At 60.1% G+C, this 20,607-nt stretch carries 18 protein-coding genes; 11 read left to right on the forward strand and 7 right to left on the reverse strand.

Annotated features, from left to right (window positions below):
- The first annotated feature begins 90 nt into the window (after positions 1–90).
- Together HU718_RS24710 and HU718_RS24715 are read left to right on the forward strand one after the other, a co-directional pair.
- Positions 91–666 (forward strand): PadR family transcriptional regulator, encoded by a 576-nt coding sequence (locus tag HU718_RS24710; protein ID WP_186615300.1) that lies wholly within the window; start codon positions 91–93, stop codon positions 664–666.
- Entirely contained in the window at positions 663–1,451 is a 789-nt protein-coding gene (locus HU718_RS24715) for a siderophore-interacting protein (protein WP_186615298.1), read from the forward strand. Before HU718_RS24710 ends, HU718_RS24715 begins: the two co-directional genes overlap by 4 nt.
- Positions 1,452–1,543: 92 nt before the next feature.
- Here the strand turns inward: HU718_RS24715 and HU718_RS24720 are convergent, their stop codons facing one another.
- Both HU718_RS24720 and HU718_RS24725 read right to left on the reverse strand, forming a co-directional pair.
- A complete protein-coding gene (locus tag HU718_RS24720) occupies positions 1,544–2,176 on the reverse strand; it encodes a Pr6Pr family membrane protein (RefSeq protein ID WP_186615296.1) in 633 nt (210 codons plus the stop codon).
- Between the two features lies 1 nt (position 2,177).
- Positions 2,178–2,408, reverse strand: coding sequence for a VF530 family protein (locus tag HU718_RS24725; RefSeq protein WP_016987543.1), 231 nt, complete (start codon positions 2,406–2,408; stop codon positions 2,178–2,180).
- A 300-nt stretch (positions 2,409–2,708) separates the two neighbouring features.
- Between HU718_RS24725 and HU718_RS24730 the strand changes: the two genes are divergently transcribed.
- The 3 genes from HU718_RS24730 to HU718_RS24740 all read left to right on the forward strand — a co-directional run bounded on the left by HU718_RS24730 (position 2,709) and on the right by HU718_RS24740 (position 7,609).
- Positions 2,709–4,070 carry a carbohydrate porin gene (locus tag HU718_RS24730; protein ID WP_180699421.1) on the forward strand — a complete coding sequence of 454 codons (1,362 nt, stop codon included), beginning with the start codon at positions 2,709–2,711 and terminating at the stop codon, positions 4,068–4,070.
- Between the two features lie 219 nt (positions 4,071–4,289).
- Positions 4,290–6,701, forward strand: coding sequence for a glucose/quinate/shikimate family membrane-bound PQQ-dependent dehydrogenase (locus tag HU718_RS24735; RefSeq protein ID WP_186615294.1), 2,412 nt, complete (start codon positions 4,290–4,292; stop codon positions 6,699–6,701).
- A 542-nt stretch (positions 6,702–7,243) separates the two neighbouring features.
- Complete coding sequence (locus HU718_RS24740) at positions 7,244–7,609, forward strand: DUF6124 family protein (RefSeq protein WP_102900339.1); 366 nt, start codon at positions 7,244–7,246, stop codon at positions 7,607–7,609.
- A gap of 95 nt (positions 7,610–7,704) precedes the next feature.
- Here HU718_RS24740 and HU718_RS24745 read toward each other — a convergent pair whose 3' ends face one another.
- Positions 7,705–8,103, reverse strand: coding sequence for a hypothetical protein (locus tag HU718_RS24745; protein WP_186615292.1), 399 nt, complete (start codon positions 8,101–8,103; stop codon positions 7,705–7,707).
- Between the two features lie 292 nt (positions 8,104–8,395).
- Between HU718_RS24745 and HU718_RS24750 the strand changes: the two genes are divergently transcribed.
- From HU718_RS24750 to cmoB, 6 genes are all read left to right on the forward strand, one after another.
- Positions 8,396–8,848: a hypothetical protein gene (locus tag HU718_RS24750; protein WP_095122458.1), complete on the forward strand. Its 453-nt coding sequence runs from the start codon at positions 8,396–8,398 to the stop codon at positions 8,846–8,848.
- A gap of 797 nt (positions 8,849–9,645) precedes the next feature.
- On the forward strand, positions 9,646–12,063 hold the full coding sequence (lon, locus tag HU718_RS24755; protein WP_150706987.1) for an endopeptidase La: 2,418 nt from the start codon (positions 9,646–9,648) through the stop codon (positions 12,061–12,063).
- A gap of 396 nt (positions 12,064–12,459) precedes the next feature.
- On the forward strand, positions 12,460–12,852 hold the full coding sequence (locus tag HU718_RS24760) for a protease inhibitor I42 family protein (protein WP_007916811.1): 393 nt from the start codon (positions 12,460–12,462) through the stop codon (positions 12,850–12,852).
- A gap of 2 nt (positions 12,853–12,854) precedes the next feature.
- Positions 12,855–13,493: a lysoplasmalogenase gene (locus HU718_RS24765; protein ID WP_186615290.1), complete on the forward strand. Its 639-nt coding sequence runs from the start codon at positions 12,855–12,857 to the stop codon at positions 13,491–13,493.
- A gap of 165 nt (positions 13,494–13,658) precedes the next feature.
- Entirely contained in the window at positions 13,659–14,438 is a 780-nt protein-coding gene (gene cmoA, locus HU718_RS24770; RefSeq protein WP_186615288.1) for a carboxy-S-adenosyl-L-methionine synthase CmoA, read from the forward strand.
- Positions 14,435–15,391 (forward strand): tRNA 5-methoxyuridine(34)/uridine 5-oxyacetic acid(34) synthase CmoB, encoded by a 957-nt coding sequence (gene cmoB / locus HU718_RS24775; RefSeq protein WP_134177612.1) that lies wholly within the window; start codon positions 14,435–14,437, stop codon positions 15,389–15,391. The genes cmoA and cmoB overlap by 4 nt, the downstream gene beginning before the upstream one ends.
- 370 nt (positions 15,392–15,761) lie before the next feature.
- Here cmoB and tadA read toward each other — a convergent pair whose 3' ends face one another.
- The 4 genes from tadA to ptsP form a co-directional block, all read right to left on the reverse strand.
- Positions 15,762–16,262, reverse strand: coding sequence for a tRNA adenosine(34) deaminase TadA (gene tadA / locus HU718_RS24780; protein ID WP_150730723.1), 501 nt, complete (start codon positions 16,260–16,262; stop codon positions 15,762–15,764).
- On the reverse strand, positions 16,262–17,638 hold the full coding sequence (locus HU718_RS24785; RefSeq protein ID WP_186615286.1) for a multicopper oxidase family protein: 1,377 nt from the start codon (positions 17,636–17,638) through the stop codon (positions 16,262–16,264). The genes tadA and HU718_RS24785 overlap by 1 nt, the downstream gene beginning before the upstream one ends.
- Before the next feature lie 117 nt (positions 17,639–17,755).
- Complete coding sequence (locus HU718_RS24790) at positions 17,756–18,046, reverse strand: PTS sugar transporter subunit IIB (protein ID WP_095122470.1); 291 nt, start codon at positions 18,044–18,046, stop codon at positions 17,756–17,758.
- Between the two features lie 2 nt (positions 18,047–18,048).
- Positions 18,049–20,586, reverse strand: a complete 2,538-nt coding sequence (ptsP, locus tag HU718_RS24795) for a phosphoenolpyruvate--protein phosphotransferase (RefSeq protein WP_186615284.1) — start codon at positions 20,584–20,586, stop codon at positions 18,049–18,051.
- Positions 20,587–20,607: the final 21 nt, after the last annotated feature.

The following is a 20,607-nucleotide window of genomic DNA, read 5'->3' on the forward strand; positions in this document are numbered from 1 at the left end:
TCTGCTGATCGAGGATCGGAGAAAAAACGCCTTGCACCCTCGTTAAGATATATCTTAAGTTGTATCTAAACACGACGAGAGAAGATCGAGATGAGAGACCATCATTCCCCCCACCGTGAGCACGGCGACGGCCGTGACGGCTTTGAGAAACGCCCCGGACGCGAGCGCGGCGGCCGTGGCCCCCGGGTGTTTGCCCCCGGTGATCTGAAATTGCTGTTGCTGGCACTGGTTGCCGAACAGCCGTGCCACGGCTACGACCTGATCCGCCAGATCGAAGGCATGTTCGACGGCGCGTACAGCCCCAGCCCCGGCGTGATCTATCCGACCCTGACCTTTCTTGAAGAGAGCGAAATGATCAGCGGCGACGCCGAGGGCGGCAAGAAACGCTACAGCGTGACCGATGCCGGGCGCCTGTCCCTGAGCGAACAAGCCGTGGCGCTGGACGGCGTGCGCATGCGCATCGACGTCAGCAAACGTTCGCTGCGTGGCCATGATCGGCCGCTGGAAATCCACGAAGCCGTACACAACCTGCGCCATGCCCTGCAAATGCACCACGGCCGCTGGAGCCCGGCAGAAATCCTGCGCGTGCGTGACCTGCTCAACGACACCGCCAAAGCCATCGTCGACGGCCCTGCCGTTCAACCTGTTCAGGAGAAAGCCGAATGACCGCAGTCGATACCCAAACCATTCACCGCGTGATGCACGAAATCAAACGCCGCAAGCTTGAAGTGCTGCGCGTGGTCGACCTGACGCCGCGCATGCGCCGCATCACCCTCGGCGGGCCGGAGCTGGCCGGGTTTATCAGCCTGGGCACTGACGATCACGTCAAACTGTTGTTCCCGCAGAACGCTGAACAGGCGGCGGCGCTGGAGACCATGGTGCTCGGCGCCGGCAAGGACGACGGACCGAAGCCGGAAATGCGCGACTACACCCCGCGTCGTTATGACCTCGATGCGCTGGAACTGGACATCGATTTTGTTCTGCACGGTGACGGCCCTGCGTCAACCTGGGCCGAGCAAGCTGAACCGGGGCAATTCCTGCATATCGGCGGCCCGCGCGGCTCGATGATCGTCCCGGATATTTTCGACAGCTATTTGCTGATCGGCGACGAAACCGCCCTGCCCGCCATCGCCCGCCGCCTCGAAGGCCTGGCGGCCAATCGCAAGGCGCTGGTGGTGATCGAAGTGGAAAACGGCGCCGAGCAGCAAGTGCTGGAAAGCCCGGCGCAGGTCAATGTGATCTGGGTGCTGCGCGAAGGCAGCAAGGACAATCTGCTGGCGACGGTGAAGCAATTGCAGGTGCCCAAGGGCAATCTGTATGCGTGGGTCGCGACCGAAACGAAAGTTTCACGGCAGATTCGCCGGGTGCTGATCGATGAGCACGGGCTGGATGAACAACTGATCAAAGCCGTCGGCTACTGGCGCGCCGAAGGCACTTCCGAAGAGGAGTAAATCCCCAGATCAAAAGATCGCAGCCTTCGGCAGCTCCTACATTGGAATGCGTACACCTGTAGGAGCTGCCGAAGGCTGCGATCTTTTGATTTTCATCGCCGTAATCGGTCCAAGCCAATGACCAACAACCCAATCACCACAAATCCCACCAAAATCCCCCCGGCATTGAGCAGCACCTGTGGATAACCCAACACCGCCACATCAATGAACGGATATGCATACGCGCCGAGCAAATGCCCGCGCAGCAACGCGTAAATGAAATACACCAGCGGATAAATCAGCCACACCGGCAGATGCCACCAGCGCAAAGTGCCCTTGGGCACGCACAACCACCAATACCCCAGAAACAGCAACGGCATCACGTCGTGCAGCAACTCGTCAGCGATAAATTGCCAGCCTTCCGGGTGCCACAAATGCCGCAGCAAAATGCTATAGGCAAGCCCGACCACAGCAATGCTCACGGCAATCCCGCTACTCACCCATGGCTGCAAAAACCAGCGGCGCACAGCAGACTCACGCTCGGTCACCGCGCAGGTCAACACCGTCGCCACCAACGTATTGGTCAGAATCGTGAAATAACTGAAAAAGCTCACCAACCCGCCCAACAGGCTGGCGCCGACGCTCAAACGCGCGAAGAAAATCAGGTACAGCTGAATGCCCAATCCCGCCCAGCACAGTACGGCTGCGCAGGTGATCAGGCGACGACGCCAACAACCGGCGTGCATGTCAGAGCGGTCGTTTGGTGCGCATCAACTTCACGTACAGACGCTCGACCTTCTCCCGTGCCCATGGGGTTTTGCGCAGGAATGTCAGGCTCGACTTGATGCTCGGATCACTCTTGAAGCAGCGAATATCGATGCGCTCGGCCAGCCCCGACCATTCGTAATGAGTGACCAGGGCGTTGAGGATCTGTTCAAGGGTCACGCCGTGCAGCGGATCGGGGGTTTGTTCGTTCATGCCAGGCCTTTGGGCGAAGTGAAAATGCAGAAGCCGCGCACCTTAGCCGAGGGGGTGATCGGGTGGAAGGCCTACCTTCAAATGTAGGCCAACCTGAGAAGATCGCAGGCCACAACACGGGCCACAATGCGCCCGTTTGCCGCACTGTTACCGAATCCGAAACGCTGCATGTTCACAAAAGGCCTTTGTCTTTTTGTAACAGATCATTATCCTGCCGCCCTTCCGCTGAATCGCTTCACTGCCTGCGACTTATTGAAGCACTCAGCTCGCACCCCGAAAACACCAAAAAAAGACTTAGCCATGCCCGATTTCTCCTTCTCCCGAGACAGCGCTATTTCAGCCCTGCGCACCCTTGGCGGCTGCACCGCCCTCGGCCTCGCCACCTGTGTTCAAGCGGCGCCCGCGTTCGACAGTGACTCACCGTACATGCTCGGTGACTGGAACGGCACGCGCACCGAACTCTCGGAAAAAGGCTACGACTTCAAACTCGATTACACCGGCGAAATGGGCAGCAACCTGCACGGCGGCTACGACCACGACCGCACCGCGCGTTACAGCGATCAGTTCGGTCTGGGCACACACCTCGACCTGCAAAAGATCCTCGGCTGGGACGACGCCGAGTTTCAACTGACCATCACCAAGCGCAGCGGCAACAACATCAGCAACGACCGCATCAACGATCCGCGCGTTGGCGGCTTCACCTCGGCCCAGGAAGTCTGGGGCCGTGGCCAGACCACGCGCCTGACGCAGATGTGGTACCAGCAGAAATTCTTCGATCAGAAACTCGACATCAAGGTCGGCCGTTTCGGCGAAGGCGAAGACTTCAACAGCTTCCCGTGCGACTTCCAGAACCTCGCGTTCTGCGGCTCGCAGGTCGGCAACTGGGTCGGTGGCATCTGGTACAACTGGCCGGTCAGCCAATGGGCGCTGCGCGTCAAATATCACCTGACCCCGGAACTGTACGCACAGGTCGGCGCCTACGAGCAGAACCCGTCGAACCTAGATCGCGGCAACGGTTTCAAACTGAGCGGCAGCGGCACCCAGGGCGCGATCCTGCCGATCGAACTGGTGTGGACGCCGAAGCTCAACGGCCTGCCGGGCGAATACCGCGCCGGTTACTACTACAGCAACGCCAAGGCCAGCGACGTCTATAAAGACAGCCACGGCCAACCGGCCGCCCTCAGCGGCGAAGCCTATCGCAGCGCGTCGAGCAAACACGGCGTATGGCTGGGCATCCAGCAGCAGATCACCAGCATGGCCAGCGATAACAGTCGCGGCTTGAGCGTGTTCGCCAACGGCACGATGCACGACAAGAAAACCAACGCGATCGACAACTACGTGCAGGCCGGCATCACCTATAAAGGCCCGTTCGATGCCCGCGCCAAGGATGACATCGGTTTCGCCCTCGCCCGCGTGCACGTCAACCCGGCCTTCCGCAAAAACGCCGAAGCGAGCAACCGTGCGAATGCGGTCTACGACTATGACGATCCGTCCTTTCTGCCACCGCAAGACACCGAATACAGCGCCGAACTCTATTACGGCGTGCACGTCACCAACTGGCTGACCGTGCGCCCGAACCTGCAATACATCCGCCACCCCGGTGGCGTGAACAACGTCGACGACGCCCTGATCGGCGGGATCAAGATCCAGTCCTCGTTCTAAAGCAATACGCAAATCCATTGTAGGAGTGAGCCTGCTCGCGATAGCGGTGTTTCAGGCGACATCTCCAGAGACTGACGCACCGCCATCGCGAGCAGGCTCACTCCTACACAAATGAATTTCGTTAGCTAGACAAGTTTTTATCTGAACCATGCCTGTGCCAAATCGTCATCTAAAGTGACTACAGCGCGGGACTACATAAACGTCACGGAGAATCACACTATGAGCACCGAAAGTGCTTCGAGTCGGGGCCGTTTGCTACCGAGCCTGCTCGGCATTCTGCTTCTACTGATGGGCCTGGCCATGTTGGCCGGAGGGGTCAAGCTGAGCATGCTCGGCGGCTCGCTGTACTACCTGCTGGCCGGTATCGGCATTGCACTGAGCGGCATTCTGCTGCTGATGCGCCGTCGCGCGGCGCTGGGCCTGTACGCCATCGTCTTGTTTGCCAGCACCGTTTGGGCGCTGTGGGAAGTCGGTCTGGACTGGTGGCAACTGGTGCCACGTCTGGCCCTGTGGTTTGTCCTCGGCTTCGTGATGTTGCTGCCGTGGTTCCGCCGTCCGCTGCTGCTTGACGGCCCGGCGCCGATGGGCACTGGCGGTTTGACCGTCGCCGTGGTTCTGGCCGGCGTCACCGCTCTGGCCAGCCTGTTCACCCACCCGGGCGAAACCTTCGGCGAACTGGGCCGCGACACTGCGGACACCACCAGCACCGCGCCAGCCATGCCCGATGGCGACTGGCAGGCCTATGGCCGCACCGAGTTCGGTGACCGTTACTCGCCGCTGAAGCAGATTACCCCGGCCAACGTCGGCAAGCTGCAAGAAGCCTGGCGCATCCAGACCGGCGACCTGCCGACCGCTGATGACCCGGTTGAGCTGACCAACGAAAACACCCCGCTGAAAGCCAACGGCATGATCTACGCCTGCACCGCGCACAGCAAAGTGTTGGCCCTGGACCCGGACACCGGCAAAGAACTGTGGCGCTTCGACCCACAGATCAAGAGCCCGGTCGGCTTCAAAGGCTTCGCCCACATGACTTGCCGTGGCGTGTCGTACTACGACGAAGCCGCTTATGCCAAGTCTGAAAACGCTGCCTCGGCGGTGATTTCCGAGGCTGGCAAAGCCGTTGCGCAGGCTTGCCCGCGTCGTCTGTACCTGCCAACCGCTGATGCCCGTCTGATCGCACTGAACGCCGACACCGGCAAGATCTGCGAAGGCTTCGGCAACAAAGGCGTGGTTGACCTGACCCAAGGTATCGGCCCGTTCACCGCTGGTGGCTACTACTCCACCTCGCCGGCGGCGATTACCCGTGATCTGGTGATCATGGGCGGTCACGTGACCGACAACGAATCGACCAACGAGCCATCGGGCGTGATCCGCGCTTTCGACGTGCGCGACGGTCACCTCGTGTGGAACTGGGACAGCGACAAGCCAGACGCCACCGAGCCTTTGGCACCGGGCGAAACCTACAGCCGCAACTCGGCGAACATGTGGTCGCTGGCCAGCGTCGACGAAAAACTCGGCATGGTTTACCTGCCACTGGGCAACCAGACCCCAGACCAGTGGGGCGCCGACCGCACCCCGGGCGCCGAGAAATTCAGCGCCGGCGTCGTAGCCCTCGACCTGGCCACCGGTAAAGTGCGCTGGAACTACCAGTTCACCCACCACGACCTGTGGGACATGGACGTTGGCAGCCAGCCAACCCTGCTCGACATGAAAACCGCCGACGGCGTGAAACCTGCGCTGATCGCCCCGACCAAACAGGGCAGCCTGTACGTCCTCGACCGTCGTGACGGCACGCCGATCATTCCGATCAAGGAAATCCCGGTCCCGCAAGGCGCCGTCAAAGGCGACCACACTGCACCGACCCAGGCCCGTTCGGACCTCAACCTGCTGGCCCCGGAACTCACCGAAAAAGCCATGTGGGGCGCAAGCCCGTTCGACCAGATGCTGTGCCGCATCCAGTTCAAGGAACTGCGTTATGAAGGCCAGTACACCCCGCCGTCGGAACAGGGCAGCCTGATCTACCCGGGTAACGTCGGCGTGTTCAACTGGGGCGGCGTTTCGGTCGATCCGGTTCGCCAGATGCTGTTCACCAGCCCGAACTACATGGCTTTCGTTTCGAAAATGGTGCCACGCGAGCAAGTCGCCGCCGGCAGCAAACGCGAAAGCGAAACCGCTGGCGTGCAACCGAACACTGGCGCGCCATACGCCGTGATCATGCACCCGTTCATGTCGCCACTCGGCGTACCGTGCCAGGCCCCGGCCTGGGGCTACGTTGCCGGTATCGACCTGACCACCGGCAAAGTCGTGTGGAAACGCAAAAACGGCACCAGCCGCGACAGCTCGCCAATCCCGATCGGCTTCACCTTGGGCGTGCCGAGCATGGGCGGCTCTATGGTCACGGCTGGCGGCGTCGGCTTCCTCAGCGGCACCCTCGACCAGTACCTGCGTGCGTACGACGTGAACAGCGGTAAAGAGCTGTGGAAATCGCGTCTGCCGGCAGGTGGTCAAGCGACCCCGATGACCTACACCGGCAGGGACGGCAAGCAATACGTGCTGCTGGTTGTCGGTGGTCACGGCTCGCTGGGCACCAAGATGGGTGACTACGTGATTGCGTACAAACTGCCGGAATAAGTTTTAACCGGTAGTGATGAAGGCGATGTCCCGAAAGAGACATCGCCTTTTTTTTACACGCCATTTCTGCATACACCTGAGGACCCTGTGGGAGCGAGCCTGCTCGCGAAGGCGTCAGCACATTCAACATCTACGGTGCCTGACACACCGCTTTCGCGAGCAGGCTCGCTCCCACAGGTTGAAAAGTGTTTATCTGTGGGAAATGTGTTCGTCCTACAGACGTTGAAAGTGGCGCGGAGTTTTCCGACAAGTCGCGTCGGTTGTGCCTCGGAAATCGGCTGGATAGGCTCGGGGGGTCGCTGCAAATTCAGCGATGGGGCGTCGCGGCCCGAGCAGTTCATTCGATTTGATGCATAATCGCCGGCCCAAACTGAAGCGCTCAGGTGCTTGTTGTTTGGTTTGATGGTGGCTGTGCGCGGGATACCTTCGGGTATGCCGAGATTGCCGAATGGCTCGGTCCGCGACCCCGCGTACAGCTGCCACCCTCTGTCGCGTCGCGGTGATTGAGAGTGACAGCCCCACTTATCATTCGGAGCTTCACCATGAAAAAACCGACACCCAATCCGCCCGAAACCGAAGACACCACCCCCTACGAATTCCCCGGCTCGAAGCGATTCCACGAAGCCGCCGAACGCGCCCTCGACCACTACCTCAAGCCCAACGCATTAACCCTGCGCTTCCACAAACCCAGCACCATGTTCCAGGTCGCCCCCGAGCAGGACAGCGAAAGCCTGCTGGTCCACGCCTGCGAATCCCTGGCCCAAGCCAGCCTCATGACCAGCGACATCGCCGCCTACATCGACCTGCCGCAGCGGAGGACGATTCTGGCGATCCAGCAGATCATCATGCTCGCCGAACTGGCCGTGAACCGCGTTCTGGATAATGTCGAGATAACAACGCAAAACTGATGGATGATGCGCTGTGCGCGTGTGGGTTCGTTCATAGGTTGCACAACCCGACACGCGCACGACCTCCTCGCCAAAGAGCGGAAGAGGCATTTACATCATTCGTTTCGCAAATCAAAGCACCCGCGAATATCTATGCTGCCGGCGTACGGATCATTAACCACTACATGGAAAGACATCTTGTAGTGCTGAGCTGCCGTATCAAAATCGATAGTAAACGTACCGTCCTTGGCTGTAGCTTTTTCCAGGTCATGGCCTGATTTGGCGATATACAACATCTCATGGAACGTCGCTGACTCGGTTGATGGATTGCGCCTCACATTAAAGTACAGAGTTCTGAAAACGTCGGGATCCAGTCCCGCCTCTGACCCCGAACAGTGATAATACTCGCCATCGAAATAGACATTAACCCTGGTCGGAGCGAAGTCAGGGCGCCCCTGAATCCTGGCAGTAAACGTGCCCGTCGTACTGGAAGTTACAACTTTCTCGATCGTCATACTCAGTTCCATTGAATTTCGAAGTTGAAGGACGATCGTCTCGGAAAATCGATAAATACGTAACTGTCAGACCTGACAGGTATCTAGATCAAATAGAGATAATGCAGCGAAGTTGCTATAGCCGCAGTGCCTAAGCCTCCGATCTTTGATCAACATCGTGGCTCCTATATAACCCGTATCAAGAGACGTCATCGCGAACAAGTATAAAACCCTGTCAGATATGACAGGTCACCGTTTTTAATTTTCCTCTCAGACTTCCTTCTCCAACCAAATCAATAAAAGGAAGCTCCCCATGACCAATCCAAACGCATCCCCAGCCGTATGGGTAAACGGTATTCTTAACGTCGATGTCAAAGGCACCATTGGCGACACGCCAGTCAAGCTGACCAGCTTCCTGACGACCAGCCTTAGTACGTCTTTCAACCAGCTTGGCGGTTACAATTTTTCTTTCGAAGATAACCACAGTTCATCGAGCCGACGATCACTCACCATCTCGCTTCGCAAGCTGCTGGATCCTTCAATCGCTGGCTACTTTGAATATGTCGTGACCGAACGAGGTCTTCAGCCTTATGACTATGAAGTGACATCCTCTTCCGGCATTGCTGTAAGTCAACTCAATAGCGGCCTGTACTTATATTCCCTCGACAACTTGCAAATTTCCGCCAAGGCAGTCCACGGTGATGAAACGCGTGAGCTCACCGGTAACGGATACTTTTTTCTCCAAGAGCTGACTTACCCTATCTAACAAGCAGGTCAGGACTTCATTCATCGGGTTAATCGTGCGTCTGCCTTTTCGTTACATGGAGGGAACTGACGGAGGACGCACGCCGACATGAATACCGAGTCGAACTCAGACTCTGAATCAGATCAAAAGCCCCTCACCCTAGCCCTCTCCCGGTGGGAGAGGGGACTGACCGAAGTGTTTGGGAGAAGTACGCCGACGTGCGATGCCGAGTTGAACTCGGACTTTGAAAAGCCCACAAATCGGCCCCCTCTCCCTCGGGAGAGGGCTGGGGTGAGGGGCGAATCCACCACAAATCCAAAGCCGACCAAGCTGTGCTCCTCACCACTCAACAGGATGAGCGTTAGCTCGGCTGCAGCTTTTGATCTGTAAGGCGACGTCGGAAGGCTGAGTGGAGGGATTGATCCGGGCGTGGGAGCGCAGCGACCGTTTGGCGCAGCCAAACACAGCGAGAGGAGGTGCAGCGAAGCAAACCGTAGGCGCTGCGCCCGGATCGATCCCGCAGCGAAGGAACCCCGAGCCCCAGCGAGCTGGCCGCACGTAGGAGCAAGCGTTTTTTGCTTACTTTTTTTGGCGTTTGAAAAAAAGTGAGTCGCCGTAAGGGCGAAACCCTAAGCCGCCGTTACCTAAACAACGGATATACACACCAAACACCCCCAACATGGTCGGCCCAAAGGCCGCCAAGTCAAAGCGTGAACCCTGTCAAAACCCTGAACACACAAGCAGAAACACCGCCCCCCCATTGAAACCACCCAAGCCCTGCCCCATCTAAGACCCATACCCCATTGCGCAGGTGCCCCATGAGCGACCAGCAAGAATTCCCGGAAAACCCCGACGACTACACCGAAGCCGAAAACATCGAACACACCTCCTCCGGCAAAGGCCTCGCCCTGCCAGGCCAAAACCTGCCGGACAAGGTCTACATCATCCCGATCCACAACCGCCCGTTCTTCCCGGCGCAAGTCCTGCCGGTCATCGTCAACGAAGAACCCTGGGCCGAAACCCTCGAACTGGTCAGCAAATCCGAACACCACTCCCTGGCCCTGTTCTTCATGGACACGCCCCAGGAAGACCCGCGCCACTTCGACACCGGCGCCCTGCCGCAGTACGGCACCCTGGTCAAAGTCCACCACGCCAGCCGTGAAAACGGCAAACTGCAATTCGTCGCCCAAGGCTTGAGCCGCGTACGCATCAAAACCTGGCTCAAACACCACCGCCCACCGTATCTGGTGGAGGTCGAATACCCGCACCAGCCGACCGAGCCGACCGACGAGGTCAAGGCCTACGGCATGGCGCTGATCAATGCGATCAAAGAACTGCTGCCGCTCAACCCGCTGTACAGCGAAGAGCTGAAGAACTACCTCAACCGCTTCAGCCCCAACGACCCGTCGCCGCTGACCGACTTCGCCGCCGCGCTGACCTCGGCCACCGGCCCCGAGCTGCAAGAAGTGCTCGACTGCGTGCCGATGCTCAAGCGCATGGAAAAAGTCCTGCCGATGCTGCGCAAGGAAGTCGAAGTCGCGCGCCTGCAAAAAGAAATTTCCGCCGAAGTTAACCGCAAGATCGGCGAGCATCAGCGCGAGTTCTTCCTCAAGGAACAACTCAAGGTCATCCAGCAGGAACTCGGTCTGACCAAGGACGACCGCAGCGCCGACCTTGAACAGTTCGAACAGCGCCTGGAAGGCAAAGTCCTGCCGGCGCAGGTGCAGAAACGCCTCGAAGAGGAAATGAACAAACTGTCGATCCTCGAGACCGGCTCGCCGGAGTACGCGGTCACCCGCAACTACCTCGACTGGGCGACCTCGGTGCCGTGGGGCGTGTACGGCGAGGACAAACTCGACCTCAAGCACGCGCGCAAAATCCTCGACAAACACCACGCAGGCCTTGACGACATCAAGGATCGCATCCTCGAATTCCTCGCCGTCGGTGCTTATAAAGGCGAAATCAGCGGCTCCATCGTGCTGCTGGTCGGCCCGCCGGGTGTGGGTAAAACCAGCGTCGGCAAATCCATCGCCGAATCCCTCGGCCGGCCGTTCTACCGCTTCAGCCTCGGCGGTATGCGCGACGAAGCCGAGATCAAGGGCCATCGCCGCACCTACATCGGTGCGCAGCCGGGCAAACTGGTGCAGGCGTTGAAAGACGTCGAAGTGATGAACCCGGTGATCATGCTCGACGAGATCGACAAGATGGGCCAGAGCTACCAGGGCGACCCGGCCTCGGCGCTGCTGGAAACCCTCGACCCGGAGCAGAACGTCGAATTCCTCGACCACTACCTCGACCTGCGCATGGACCTGTCGAAAGTCCTGTTCGTTTGCACCGCCAACACCCTCGATTCGATTCCCGGCCCACTGCTGGACCGCATGGAAGTGATTCGCCTGTCCGGCTACATCACCGAAGAAAAAGTCGCCATCGCCAAGCGTCACCTGTGGCCGAAGTTGCTGGAAAAGGCTGGCGTGTCCAAGGGCAGCCTGAGCATCAGCGACACCGCGCTCAAAGCCTTGATCGACGGTTACGCCCGTGAAGCCGGGGTGCGCCAGCTCGAGAAACAAATGGGCAAACTGGTGCGCAAAGCGGTGATGAAGCTCATTGATGACCCGAAAGCGGTGATCAAACTCGGGCCGAAAGACCTCGAAGCGTCACTCGGCCATCCGGTGTTTCGTAACGAACAAGTGCTGTCCGGCACCGGCGTCATCACCGGTCTGGCCTGGACCAGCATGGGCGGCGCGACTCTGCCGATCGAAGCGACGCGGATTCACACGCTCAACCGCGGCTTCAAACTCACCGGGCAATTGGGTGATGTAATGAAGGAGTCGGCAGAGATCGCCTACAGCTACGTCAGCTCGCACCTGAAACAATTCGGCGGCGACGCGAAGTTCTTCGACGAAGCCTTCGTCCACCTGCACGTGCCGGAAGGTGCCACACCAAAAGACGGCCCGAGCGCCGGCGTGACCATGGCCAGCGCCCTGCTCTCCCTCGCGCGCAATCAAGCGCCGAAAAAAGGCGTGGCGATGACCGGCGAACTGACGTTGACCGGGCATGTGCTGCCGATTGGCGGGGTGCGTGAGAAGGTGATTGCGGCGCGCCGGCAGAAGATTTTCGAGCTGATTTTGCCGGAGCCGAATCGGGGTAATTTTGAGGAGTTGCCGGATTATCTGAAGGAAGGGATAACCGTGCATTTCGCCAAGCGGTTTGCCGATGTGGCGAAGGTACTGTTCTGACCGGTAGCCGGTAGCCCCTCACCCCAGCCCTCTCCCCCAGGAGAGGGAGCCGACCGAGCTGTCTAGCGCTATGCACCGACCTGAAACACCGGGTCGATTATGGATTCGCTGACGCACGCTCAGGTCGGCGTACCTCGCCAATATCCCCCGATCAGTCCCCTCTCCCCCCAGGAGAGGGAGCCAACCGAGCGGTCTTGCGCTATGCGCCGACCTGAAACACCGGGTCGATTATGGATTCGCTGACGCACGCTCAGGTCGGCGTACCTCGCCAATATCCCCCGATCAGTCCCCTCTCCCTCTGGGAGAGGGCTAGGGTGAGGGCTTGGCGTTGTCACACTTTGTCTCATCTTCAGTTATGCTCGCCGTTCGTCGTGAACACCCGGAGCCGCTGACCTTATGTCCCCCACTCGCCTGTTTCTCCCCCTCGCCCTCTCGTTGCTGGCCGCTTGCGCCACACAACCAAAACACAACGTGACCGTGGAAAAACAAAGCGAATGCCCCGTACGGCTGACCAACGGGCAAAACCTCATCATCATGCTGCCAAGCAACCCGACTACCGGTTACCGCTGGGCCATTCAGGACTCGGCTGGCGGCGTGCTGCGCGCACTCAGCCCCGAGGTTTACAGCAATCCGGAAGATGCCGGTGTGGTCGGTGCAGCAGGTCTGTCGACCTGGCGCTTCCAGGCCTTCGCCCCCGGCACCGGCCGTCTACGCCTGACCTCGCAACAGCCATGGGCGCCGGAAGTGCTGCCGGTGGAAACCTTTGACTGCGCCATTTCGGTGAATTGATCGTGGGCTGGCTGATTCTGGCGCTGATGGGCGCGGTGACGTTTCTCTACGGCGTCAGCACCCATGCGGCGCTGCTGTGCCTGCTGGTCAAACCGTTGCCAGTGCTGGCGTTACTCGGCTGGTTGCACGATGCGCCGCCCAGCGACTATCGGCGCTGGATCAGTCTGGGTCTGATTTTCTCGCTGCTGGGTGATGTGTTGCTGGCGTGGCCGGGCGATCTGTTCGTGTTTGGCCTCGGTGCGTTTCTGGTTGCGCATCTGGCTTATCTGAAGGCTTATCTGAGTGACTGCAAGCGTCTGGCAATATTGCCGCTGGTGCTTGCCCTGGGAGTGGGTGCGGTGCTGCTGGGGATTCTGATTTCCAGCGGTCTTGGGCCATTGCTGGTGCCGGTGATTGTTTATGGCACGGCGATCAGCGCGATGCTCTGGCGCGCGCTGGCCCGTTTGGGCACCGATGTGCCGAAACGCTCGGCGTTGCTGGCGGCGGGCGGTGCGCTGGCGTTTGTGTTCTCGGACAGCGTGATCGGTATTGATCGCTTCGTATCGCCATTCCGCGCCGCGCCATACGTCATCATCCTCAGCTACTGGCTGGGCCAGTGGGGCATTGCAGCCTCCGCTTTCTCCCAAACTAAACGGATCTGATCGTTCCCACGCTCCGCGTGGGAATGCATCCTGTGACGCTCTGCGTCACTTGCGCAGGGACGCGGAGCGTCCGGGGCGGCATTCCCACGCAGAGCGTGGGAACGATCACTGGCAAAAAAACGCTTTATCAGACAACCCAAGCATCCCGCCGCCACTTTGGCTAAAATGCCGGCCTTTTCCACCGACACCGCCGGAACCGCCGTGAGCAAAGAACCCGATCGTATTTTCGCCAAGCCCTTGGCTCAGGTACCTGACTTCGCCTTCAACGAAGACGTGGTGCGGGTGTTCCCGGACATGATCAAGCGCTCGGTGCCGGGTTACCCGACCATCGTCGAAAACCTCGGCGTGCTCGCGGCGCAGTTCGCCCAGCCGAACAGCGTGCTCTATGACCTCGGCTCATCGCTGGGCGCGGTCACTCAAGCCCTGCGTCGTCACGTGCGCACCGACGGTTGCAGGGTGATCGCTGTGGATAACTCTGCAGCGATGGTCGAACGCTGCCGCGAATACCTCAACGGTCAGGACTCGATGTTCCAGGAGTTGCTGCCGGTCGAAGTGATCGAAGGCGACATTCTCGCCCTCGATTTTCAACCTGCTTCGGTGGTGGCGCTGAACTTCACCCTGCAATTCATCGCCCCGGATCAGCGTACGGCATTGCTCTCGCGCATTCGCCAAGCGCTGCTGCCGGGCGGCGCATTGATTCTCTCGGAGAAGCTGCGCTTCAACGATACCGAAGAACATGCGCTGCTCACCGATCTGCACGTTGCCTTCAAACGCGCCAACGGCTACAGCGAACTGGAAATCGCCCAGAAGCGCAGCGCCATCGAAAACGTCATGAAGCCCGACAGCCTCGAAGAACACCGCGAACGCCTGCTGGCCGCCGGGTTCTCGAAAGTCGTGCCGTGGTTCCAGTGTCTTAACTTTGCCTCGTTGATTGCCTTGCCATGATTGATCTGTCCCCCCTCGCCCGCCGTCTCGCCGGCACACCGCTGGCCGAATGGGCCAACACCCTGCAGGCGCAACTCGACAAGAAAATGGAGAAAGGTCACGGCGATCTGGAGCGCTGGCAAAGTGCGCTGGACGCCTTGCCGAAGATTCAGCCGAGCGAAGTGGATCTGCTCAACGGTTTGAAACTCGACACCGATTGCGACGAGGCAACCCGCGCGCAAATGCGCACCGCGTTGATGGGCCTGTCGCCGTGGCGCAAAGGGCCGTTCGACTTGTTTGGTGTGCACGTCGACACTGAATGGCGTTCGGACTGGAAATGGTCGCGCGTCGCCCCGCATCTGGATCTGAAGGGCAAACGCATCCTCGATGTCGGCTGCGGCAACGGCTACTACATGTGGCGCATGCTCGGTGCCGGCGCGAACAGCGTGATTGGTGTTGACCCGAACTGGTTGTTCTTCTGCCAGTTCCAGGCGGTGCAACGTTATCTGTCAGAGCCGAATGCCTGGCACCTGCCCTTTCCGTTCGAAGACCTGCCGCCGAACCTTGAAGGTTTCGACACGGTGTTTTCCATGGGTGTGTTCTACCACCGTCGCTCGCCGATCGAGCATTTGCTGGCGCTGAAGGATTGCCTGGTCAAGGGCGGCGAACTGGTGCTGGAAACGCTGGTGGTCGAAGGCGACAAGCATCAGGTGCTGGTGCCGGAAGATCGCTACGCGCAGATGCGTAACGTGTGGTTCCTGCCGTCGGTGCCGGCGCTGGAGTTGTGGTTGCGTCGTGCGGGGTTTACCGACATTCGTTGCGTGGATGTGAGCACCACGACGGTTGAAGAACAGCGCGGTACCGAGTGGATGAAGTATCAGTCGTTGAGTGATTTCCTTGATCCGGAAGATCACAGCAAAACCATCGAAGGGTTGCCGGCGCCGATGCGCGCGGTGATTGTCGCTCGTAAATAATCCAATCGCCCAAACACCGCAGTGAGCCCACCCCTCACCCCAGCCCTCTCCCCAAGGAGAGGGAGCCGATCTTTGGGCTTTTCAAGATCTGAGTTCAACTCAATATCCTGGTCGCTATATCTCTGCCAATCGCCTCGCTCAGTCCCCTCTCTCCCCGGGAGAGGGAGCCGATCTTTGGGCTTTTCAAGATCTGGGCTCAACTCGATATCCTGGTCGCCATATTTCTGCCAATCACCTCGGTCAGTCCCCTGTACCTCTGGAAGAGGGAGCTGATCGTTGAGCTTTTCAAAACTTGAGTTCGACTCGGAATCTCAGGTCGGCGGACCTCGCCCATCCAGCTCGGTCAGTCCCCTCTCCCTCCGGGAGAGGGTTAGGGTGAGGGGCTTTTGGCTCTTCGGGCGCGGAAGAATTCGGTGAGCACCGCGCCACACTCCTCCGCCAACACCCCCCCCTCATACAACACCCGGTGATTCAAAAAGCCCTGGGTAAAAAACTGCCCCTGACTCTGCACAATCCCCGCCTTCGGTTCCAGCGCGCCATACACCACTCGAGCCACTCGCGAATGCACGATCAACCCGGCGCACATGCTGCACGGTTCCAGCGTCACATACAGCGTGCTGCCCGGCAGGCGATAGTTATCCACCGCCTGCGCCGCCGCACGGATGGCGACCATTTCTGCGTGGGCACTCGGGTCGCTGGTGATGATCGGGCAGTTGAAACCGCGCCCGATGATCTCGCCGTCCTGCACCAGCACCGCGCCCACCGGCACTTCGCCGAGGGCTGCGCCTTGTGCGGCGAGGGTCAGGGCTTCGCGCATGAAATCGCGGTCACGGCTACGGTCGATGATCGCCGCAGGGCGAATCTGGCGCATCACTTCACCTCGATGGCGGCCATCAGGCCGGTTTCCATGTGATCGATCACGTGGCAGTGGAACATCCACACACCCGGATTATCGGCCACCAACGCCACTTGCGCGCGCTCGTTCTTGCCCAGCAGATAGGTGTCGGTGAAGTACGGAATGATCTTGTGCCGGTTCGACGCGATCACCTTGAAACTCATACCGTGCAGGTGGATCGGGTGCTGATACTGGGTCATGTTCTTCAATTCGAAGATGTAGCTCTGCCCCAGTTTCAGACTGGCAATCGGCCGGTCGGCGCAGGTCTTGTCGGTGATGTCCCACGCTTTGCCGTTGATCTGCCACAGACTCGGCGGCCGGCCATTGTCGACGTTGACCGACACCGAACCGACCCATTCGAAATTGAAGTTGAGTTTCTCGGCATTGGCCAGGTCCGGCTCAGCCACCGGGTTGGCCGGCAACGCTTTTGGCCAGTCGCTCGGCGCATCGTTATTGGCCACCGAACGCAGCGTGCCCAGACGCACCGGGCCGTTGCGCAGCGACAATTCTTCGCCCGCCGCCGGCGCCTTGATTGCCAGACAAATACGCATACCCGGGCCAAGCCAGTATTCCTTGCCCAACGGCCGCGGTTCGACGGGGTTGCCGTCCAGCGCATAGATCTGCGCTTCGACGCCGGGAATGTTGATGCGGTAAGTCAGCGTGTTGTCGAGGTTGAGCAAACGCACCCGGGTGATCTGCCCGGCAGGCAAATCAATCACCGGCAACGGCACACCATTGATCGTCGACAGTCGCCCCGCCGTGCCGCCGCGCGCGGCTTCTCGCGGGATACTGAACTCGACGAAGTTGCCTTCGTCGTCGATATGCCAATTCTTCAGGCTCAGGGTCTTTTCGTATTTGAAACCGGTTGGCTCGCGCTCTTCGATGATCAGCGGCCCGACCAATCCGCGCCCCAATTCTTCGCTGCTGCTGACGTGCGGGTGATACCAATAGCTGCCGGCATCCGGCACGCGGAACTTGTAATCGAAGTATTCGCCCGGCAACACCGGCAGCTGCGACACGTACGGTACGCCGTCCATTTCCAGCGGCAGGCGAATGCCATGCCAGTGAATCGTGGTCGCCACCGGCAAATGGTTGATGAAGCGCACTCGCAGCCATTCACCCTGACGAACACGCAGCTCGGTGCCCGGCGCCGATGGGCCGAACGCCCAGGCCTCGGTCTTGTGCCCCGGGACCAGCTCGACGTCCAGCGGTGCGGCGATCAGTTCATAGTCGTGGCCCGCCTCGGCGTCGGCCATTTTGCCCAGCCAGTAACGCGACGCGCCCCCCGCACCAATGCCAACGACAACAAGACCGGCCAGGCCACCGAGGATTTGGCGACGGGTAAAGGACATGAACTCAACTACCTCACGTATCAGCGACGGACCCTGAAGGCCCGTAAAAGGCGAATACGATACACCTGCGGTTGAGAAACAGTAAGGGCGACCTGAGGCCGCACTTACCCTTCGGGATCAGGGCCGCAGGCCGGTAATCAAGTGCACTACGCCACGTTCCTGCAGCATGACACCCGCGACACCGGCATCGCTCAGCGCCTGGCGATCCATACGCGTCAGATCGCGCAACGTCACCCGCACCCGAGTCAACGCCACCGGTTGCTGCGACTTGAGGTTATCCGCGCCTCCAAGTGCCGCGATGATCGCTGCGCTCAATCCACTGTCAGGCTCGGCCTGCACTTTCGGTACGTCGGCCACGAGATCCGGAGTCAGGGCTTTCCAGAACGCCTTCTGCAATTTATCGAACATGTTCAGTTCTCCAGAACCGGTAAAGTATCGGCTGCCGCCTCGTGATACAGGTGCAGCGCCTCACGCACTTGTTCAGCACTCTCGAGCCCCAGCACTTGTTCGGCTATGGCCTTGCAGTCGAGCAGATTCACCTCGCGCACCGCCGCTTTGATCGCGGGAATCTGCGGCACGCTCACGGACAACTCATCCACGCCAAGCCCCAGCAGTAGCGGCACCGCGAGCCGCTCGGAGGCCATCGCACCACACACGCCCACCCATTTGCCATGGGCGTGCGCGGCTTCGACGGTCATGGCAATCAGGCGCAGTACCGAGGGATGAAAGCTGTCCGCCTGACTGGCCAGGCGCGGATGATCGCGATCCATCGCCAGGGTGTATTGCGTCAGATCGTTGGTGCCGATCGAAAAAAAATCCACATGCGGCGCAAATCGGTCAGCCATCAATGCCGCCGCCGGGACTTCGATCATGATACCCAGCTTCGGCAGTTGGCCAAGATTCAGCGCCCGGGCTTGCTCCTCCAGTATCTGCCGGGCCTGACGCAATTCCGCAAGCTGGGTAACCATCGGCAACATGATGTGCAGACGCGTCAGGCCGACACTGCCGAGGATCGCCCGAAACTGCTCGCGCAACAGGTCCGGTCGCGCCAGACACAATCGGATCCCGCGCAGTCCGAGGAACGGATTGGTTTCACTGTCCATCGGCACGTACGCCAGCGGCTTGTCGCCGCCGACATCCAGCGTGCGCACCACCAGATTATGCGCGGGGCCTACCGCCCGGGCGATGGCGTTGTAGGTCGACACTTGTTCGTCGCGCGTGGGGGCATGATTGCGATCCAGATACAGAAACTCCGAACGCAAAAGCCCCACGCCTGCAGCGCCCAAGGTCATCGCCTGCTCGGTTTCGCTCAGCGATGCGACGTTGGCTGTCACCTCGACGTGATGCCCGTCGCGGGTATGGGCCGCCAGCGCCGCCTGCGCGTGTTCATGCTGATGGCGCAGACGTTGTCGCTCATGCCGGGCCTGCCATTGACTGATGACTACGGCACCCGGATTCAGCTGCAACTCGCCTTTGTCGGCATCGAGTAATACCTGGGCGCCATTGGCTAACGCGAGCATTTGCGCAGGCATCCCGCAGATCGCTGGCAGACCCCACGCTCGGGCCAGAATGGCCACATGACTGGTCGCCCCGCCGCCCACCGTGGCGAACCCCAACACCTTGTCGGTATCGAGTCCGGCGGTTTGCGAAGGCGTCAGTTGATCGGCGATCAGGATTGTCCCGGCCGGCAGCGCCAGCGCCTGCTCGCTGACCCCGAGGATCAGTTTCAGGACCCGCGAGCCGACATCAGCCAGATCCGCCGCCCTTTCCGCCAGCAACGAAGTCCCGAGTTGCTGGAAAAGTACCGCTGTCGACTCGGTGGCTGCGCGCCAGGCAAACGCTGCACTTTTGCCCTCAACGATCAACGCCTGAGCCTGATCGAGCAGGCCTGGATCGGCGAGGAGTTCCTGGTGCGCCTTGAAAATTTCCGCCTGAGCGTCGCTGCCGGCAATGTCGCGCAGATGCTGCAAGGCCATATCGGCCTCGATCAGCGCGTTTGCCAGTGTTTCGCGCTCAATATGCGGACCGACGCCAAACGTATTCACCTCGAGCCTCGGCTCGCTGATCTGCATCACTTGCCCCAACGCCGAACCGGGTGAGGCACAGACCCCGCGTAGCACCGTCAGGGTTTCTGGCTCGACGGACTCGACTGTCGCCGCCGTCGTCGGAGCGGTCACCGCTTCGCCGCATCCCTCGGCCAGCAATCGGGCCAGCGTGTTGACCGCGACATCCGCGTCTTCGCCCAGCGCACTCACCTGCACGCTGTCACCCCAAGCCGTCTGCAACGCCATGATCGCCACCAATGACTTGGCGTTGGCTTCAGCCTGCTGTCTGTGCAAATAAATCCGCGCCGAAAAAGCCTTTGCCGCCTGCGCCAGAACGGCCGCCGGACGTGCGTGCAGACCATTGGGGTTGGGCAGTCTCAGCAACGGCGAAAACAGCCTTTCACCTTCGGCCCCCACCGACGCTTCGCTGGTCACCTCTGGATTGGCAAGGCTCAGCAGCGGCTGGCCGGTTTCGACCAGACCGGTTGGCGCGGCCAGCCAAGTGAATGGCTCACCGCTGACCACCAACATCAGGGTCATCAGGCTGCGGGCGTGCAGCGCAATGTAATCGGCGTCGAACTCGATCAGCGCCTGCCCGGCTTCAACCCGCTGACCTTCCTCGACCCGTCGGCTAAACCCCTGCCCCGCCAGGTTCACCGTATCCAGACCGATGTGCATCAATACCTGAACTCCGTTGTCATCGGTGATGCTCACCGCATGCCCGCTGGCCTGCACGGTGCTGACCACCCCGGCCAGCGGCGCGCACAGCGTTGCCGAAGTCGGGTCGATGCACAGGCCGTCGCCGATCACTCGGCTGGAGAACACTTGATCCGGCACTTGATCAAGCGGTATCAGCACGCCGGACAAAGGTGCCAGCAATTGCAATTGTTGGGGTGTGGCCATGGACGTCACCTGCAGTTTGTT

Source organism: Pseudomonas tensinigenes (assembly GCF_014268445.2).
Taxonomy (GTDB): domain Bacteria; phylum Pseudomonadota; class Gammaproteobacteria; order Pseudomonadales; family Pseudomonadaceae; genus Aquipseudomonas; species Aquipseudomonas tensinigenes.

What these genes read in the sequence shown, in the direction of transcription:
- cmoA (WP_186615288.1), top strand. Translation starts at nt 13,659, where the DNA reads ATGCCGGCCTTTTCCACCGACACCGCCGGAACCGCCGTGAGCAAAGAA.
- HU718_RS24750 (WP_095122458.1), top strand. Translation starts at nt 8,396, where the DNA reads ATGACCAATCCAAACGCATCCCCAGCCGTATGGGTAAACGGTATTCTT.
- HU718_RS24730 (WP_180699421.1), top strand. Translation starts at nt 2,709, where the DNA reads ATGCCCGATTTCTCCTTCTCCCGAGACAGCGCTATTTCAGCCCTGCGC.
- ptsP (WP_186615284.1), bottom strand. Translation starts at nt 20,586, where the DNA reads ATGGCCACACCCCAACAATTGCAATTGCTGGCACCTTTGTCCGGCGTG.
- HU718_RS24735 (WP_186615294.1), top strand. Translation starts at nt 4,290, where the DNA reads ATGAGCACCGAAAGTGCTTCGAGTCGGGGCCGTTTGCTACCGAGCCTG.
- tadA (WP_150730723.1), bottom strand. Translation starts at nt 16,262, where the DNA reads ATGCGCCAGATTCGCCCTGCGGCGATCATCGACCGTAGCCGTGACCGC.
- HU718_RS24790 (WP_095122470.1), bottom strand. Translation starts at nt 18,046, where the DNA reads ATGTTCGATAAATTGCAGAAGGCGTTCTGGAAAGCCCTGACTCCGGAT.
- HU718_RS24720 (WP_186615296.1), bottom strand. Translation starts at nt 2,176, where the DNA reads ATGCACGCCGGTTGTTGGCGTCGTCGCCTGATCACCTGCGCAGCCGTA.
- HU718_RS24725 (WP_016987543.1), bottom strand. Translation starts at nt 2,408, where the DNA reads ATGAACGAACAAACCCCCGATCCGCTGCACGGCGTGACCCTTGAACAG.
- cmoB (WP_134177612.1), top strand. Translation starts at nt 14,435, where the DNA reads ATGATTGATCTGTCCCCCCTCGCCCGCCGTCTCGCCGGCACACCGCTG.
- HU718_RS24740 (WP_102900339.1), top strand. Translation starts at nt 7,244, where the DNA reads ATGAAAAAACCGACACCCAATCCGCCCGAAACCGAAGACACCACCCCC.
- HU718_RS24760 (WP_007916811.1), top strand. Translation starts at nt 12,460, where the DNA reads ATGTCCCCCACTCGCCTGTTTCTCCCCCTCGCCCTCTCGTTGCTGGCC.
- HU718_RS24785 (WP_186615286.1), bottom strand. Translation starts at nt 17,638, where the DNA reads ATGTCCTTTACCCGTCGCCAAATCCTCGGTGGCCTGGCCGGTCTTGTT.
- HU718_RS24710 (WP_186615300.1), top strand. Translation starts at nt 91, where the DNA reads ATGAGAGACCATCATTCCCCCCACCGTGAGCACGGCGACGGCCGTGAC.
- lon (WP_150706987.1), top strand. Translation starts at nt 9,646, where the DNA reads ATGAGCGACCAGCAAGAATTCCCGGAAAACCCCGACGACTACACCGAA.
- HU718_RS24715 (WP_186615298.1), top strand. Translation starts at nt 663, where the DNA reads ATGACCGCAGTCGATACCCAAACCATTCACCGCGTGATGCACGAAATC.
- HU718_RS24745 (WP_186615292.1), bottom strand. Translation starts at nt 8,103, where the DNA reads ATGACGATCGAGAAAGTTGTAACTTCCAGTACGACGGGCACGTTTACT.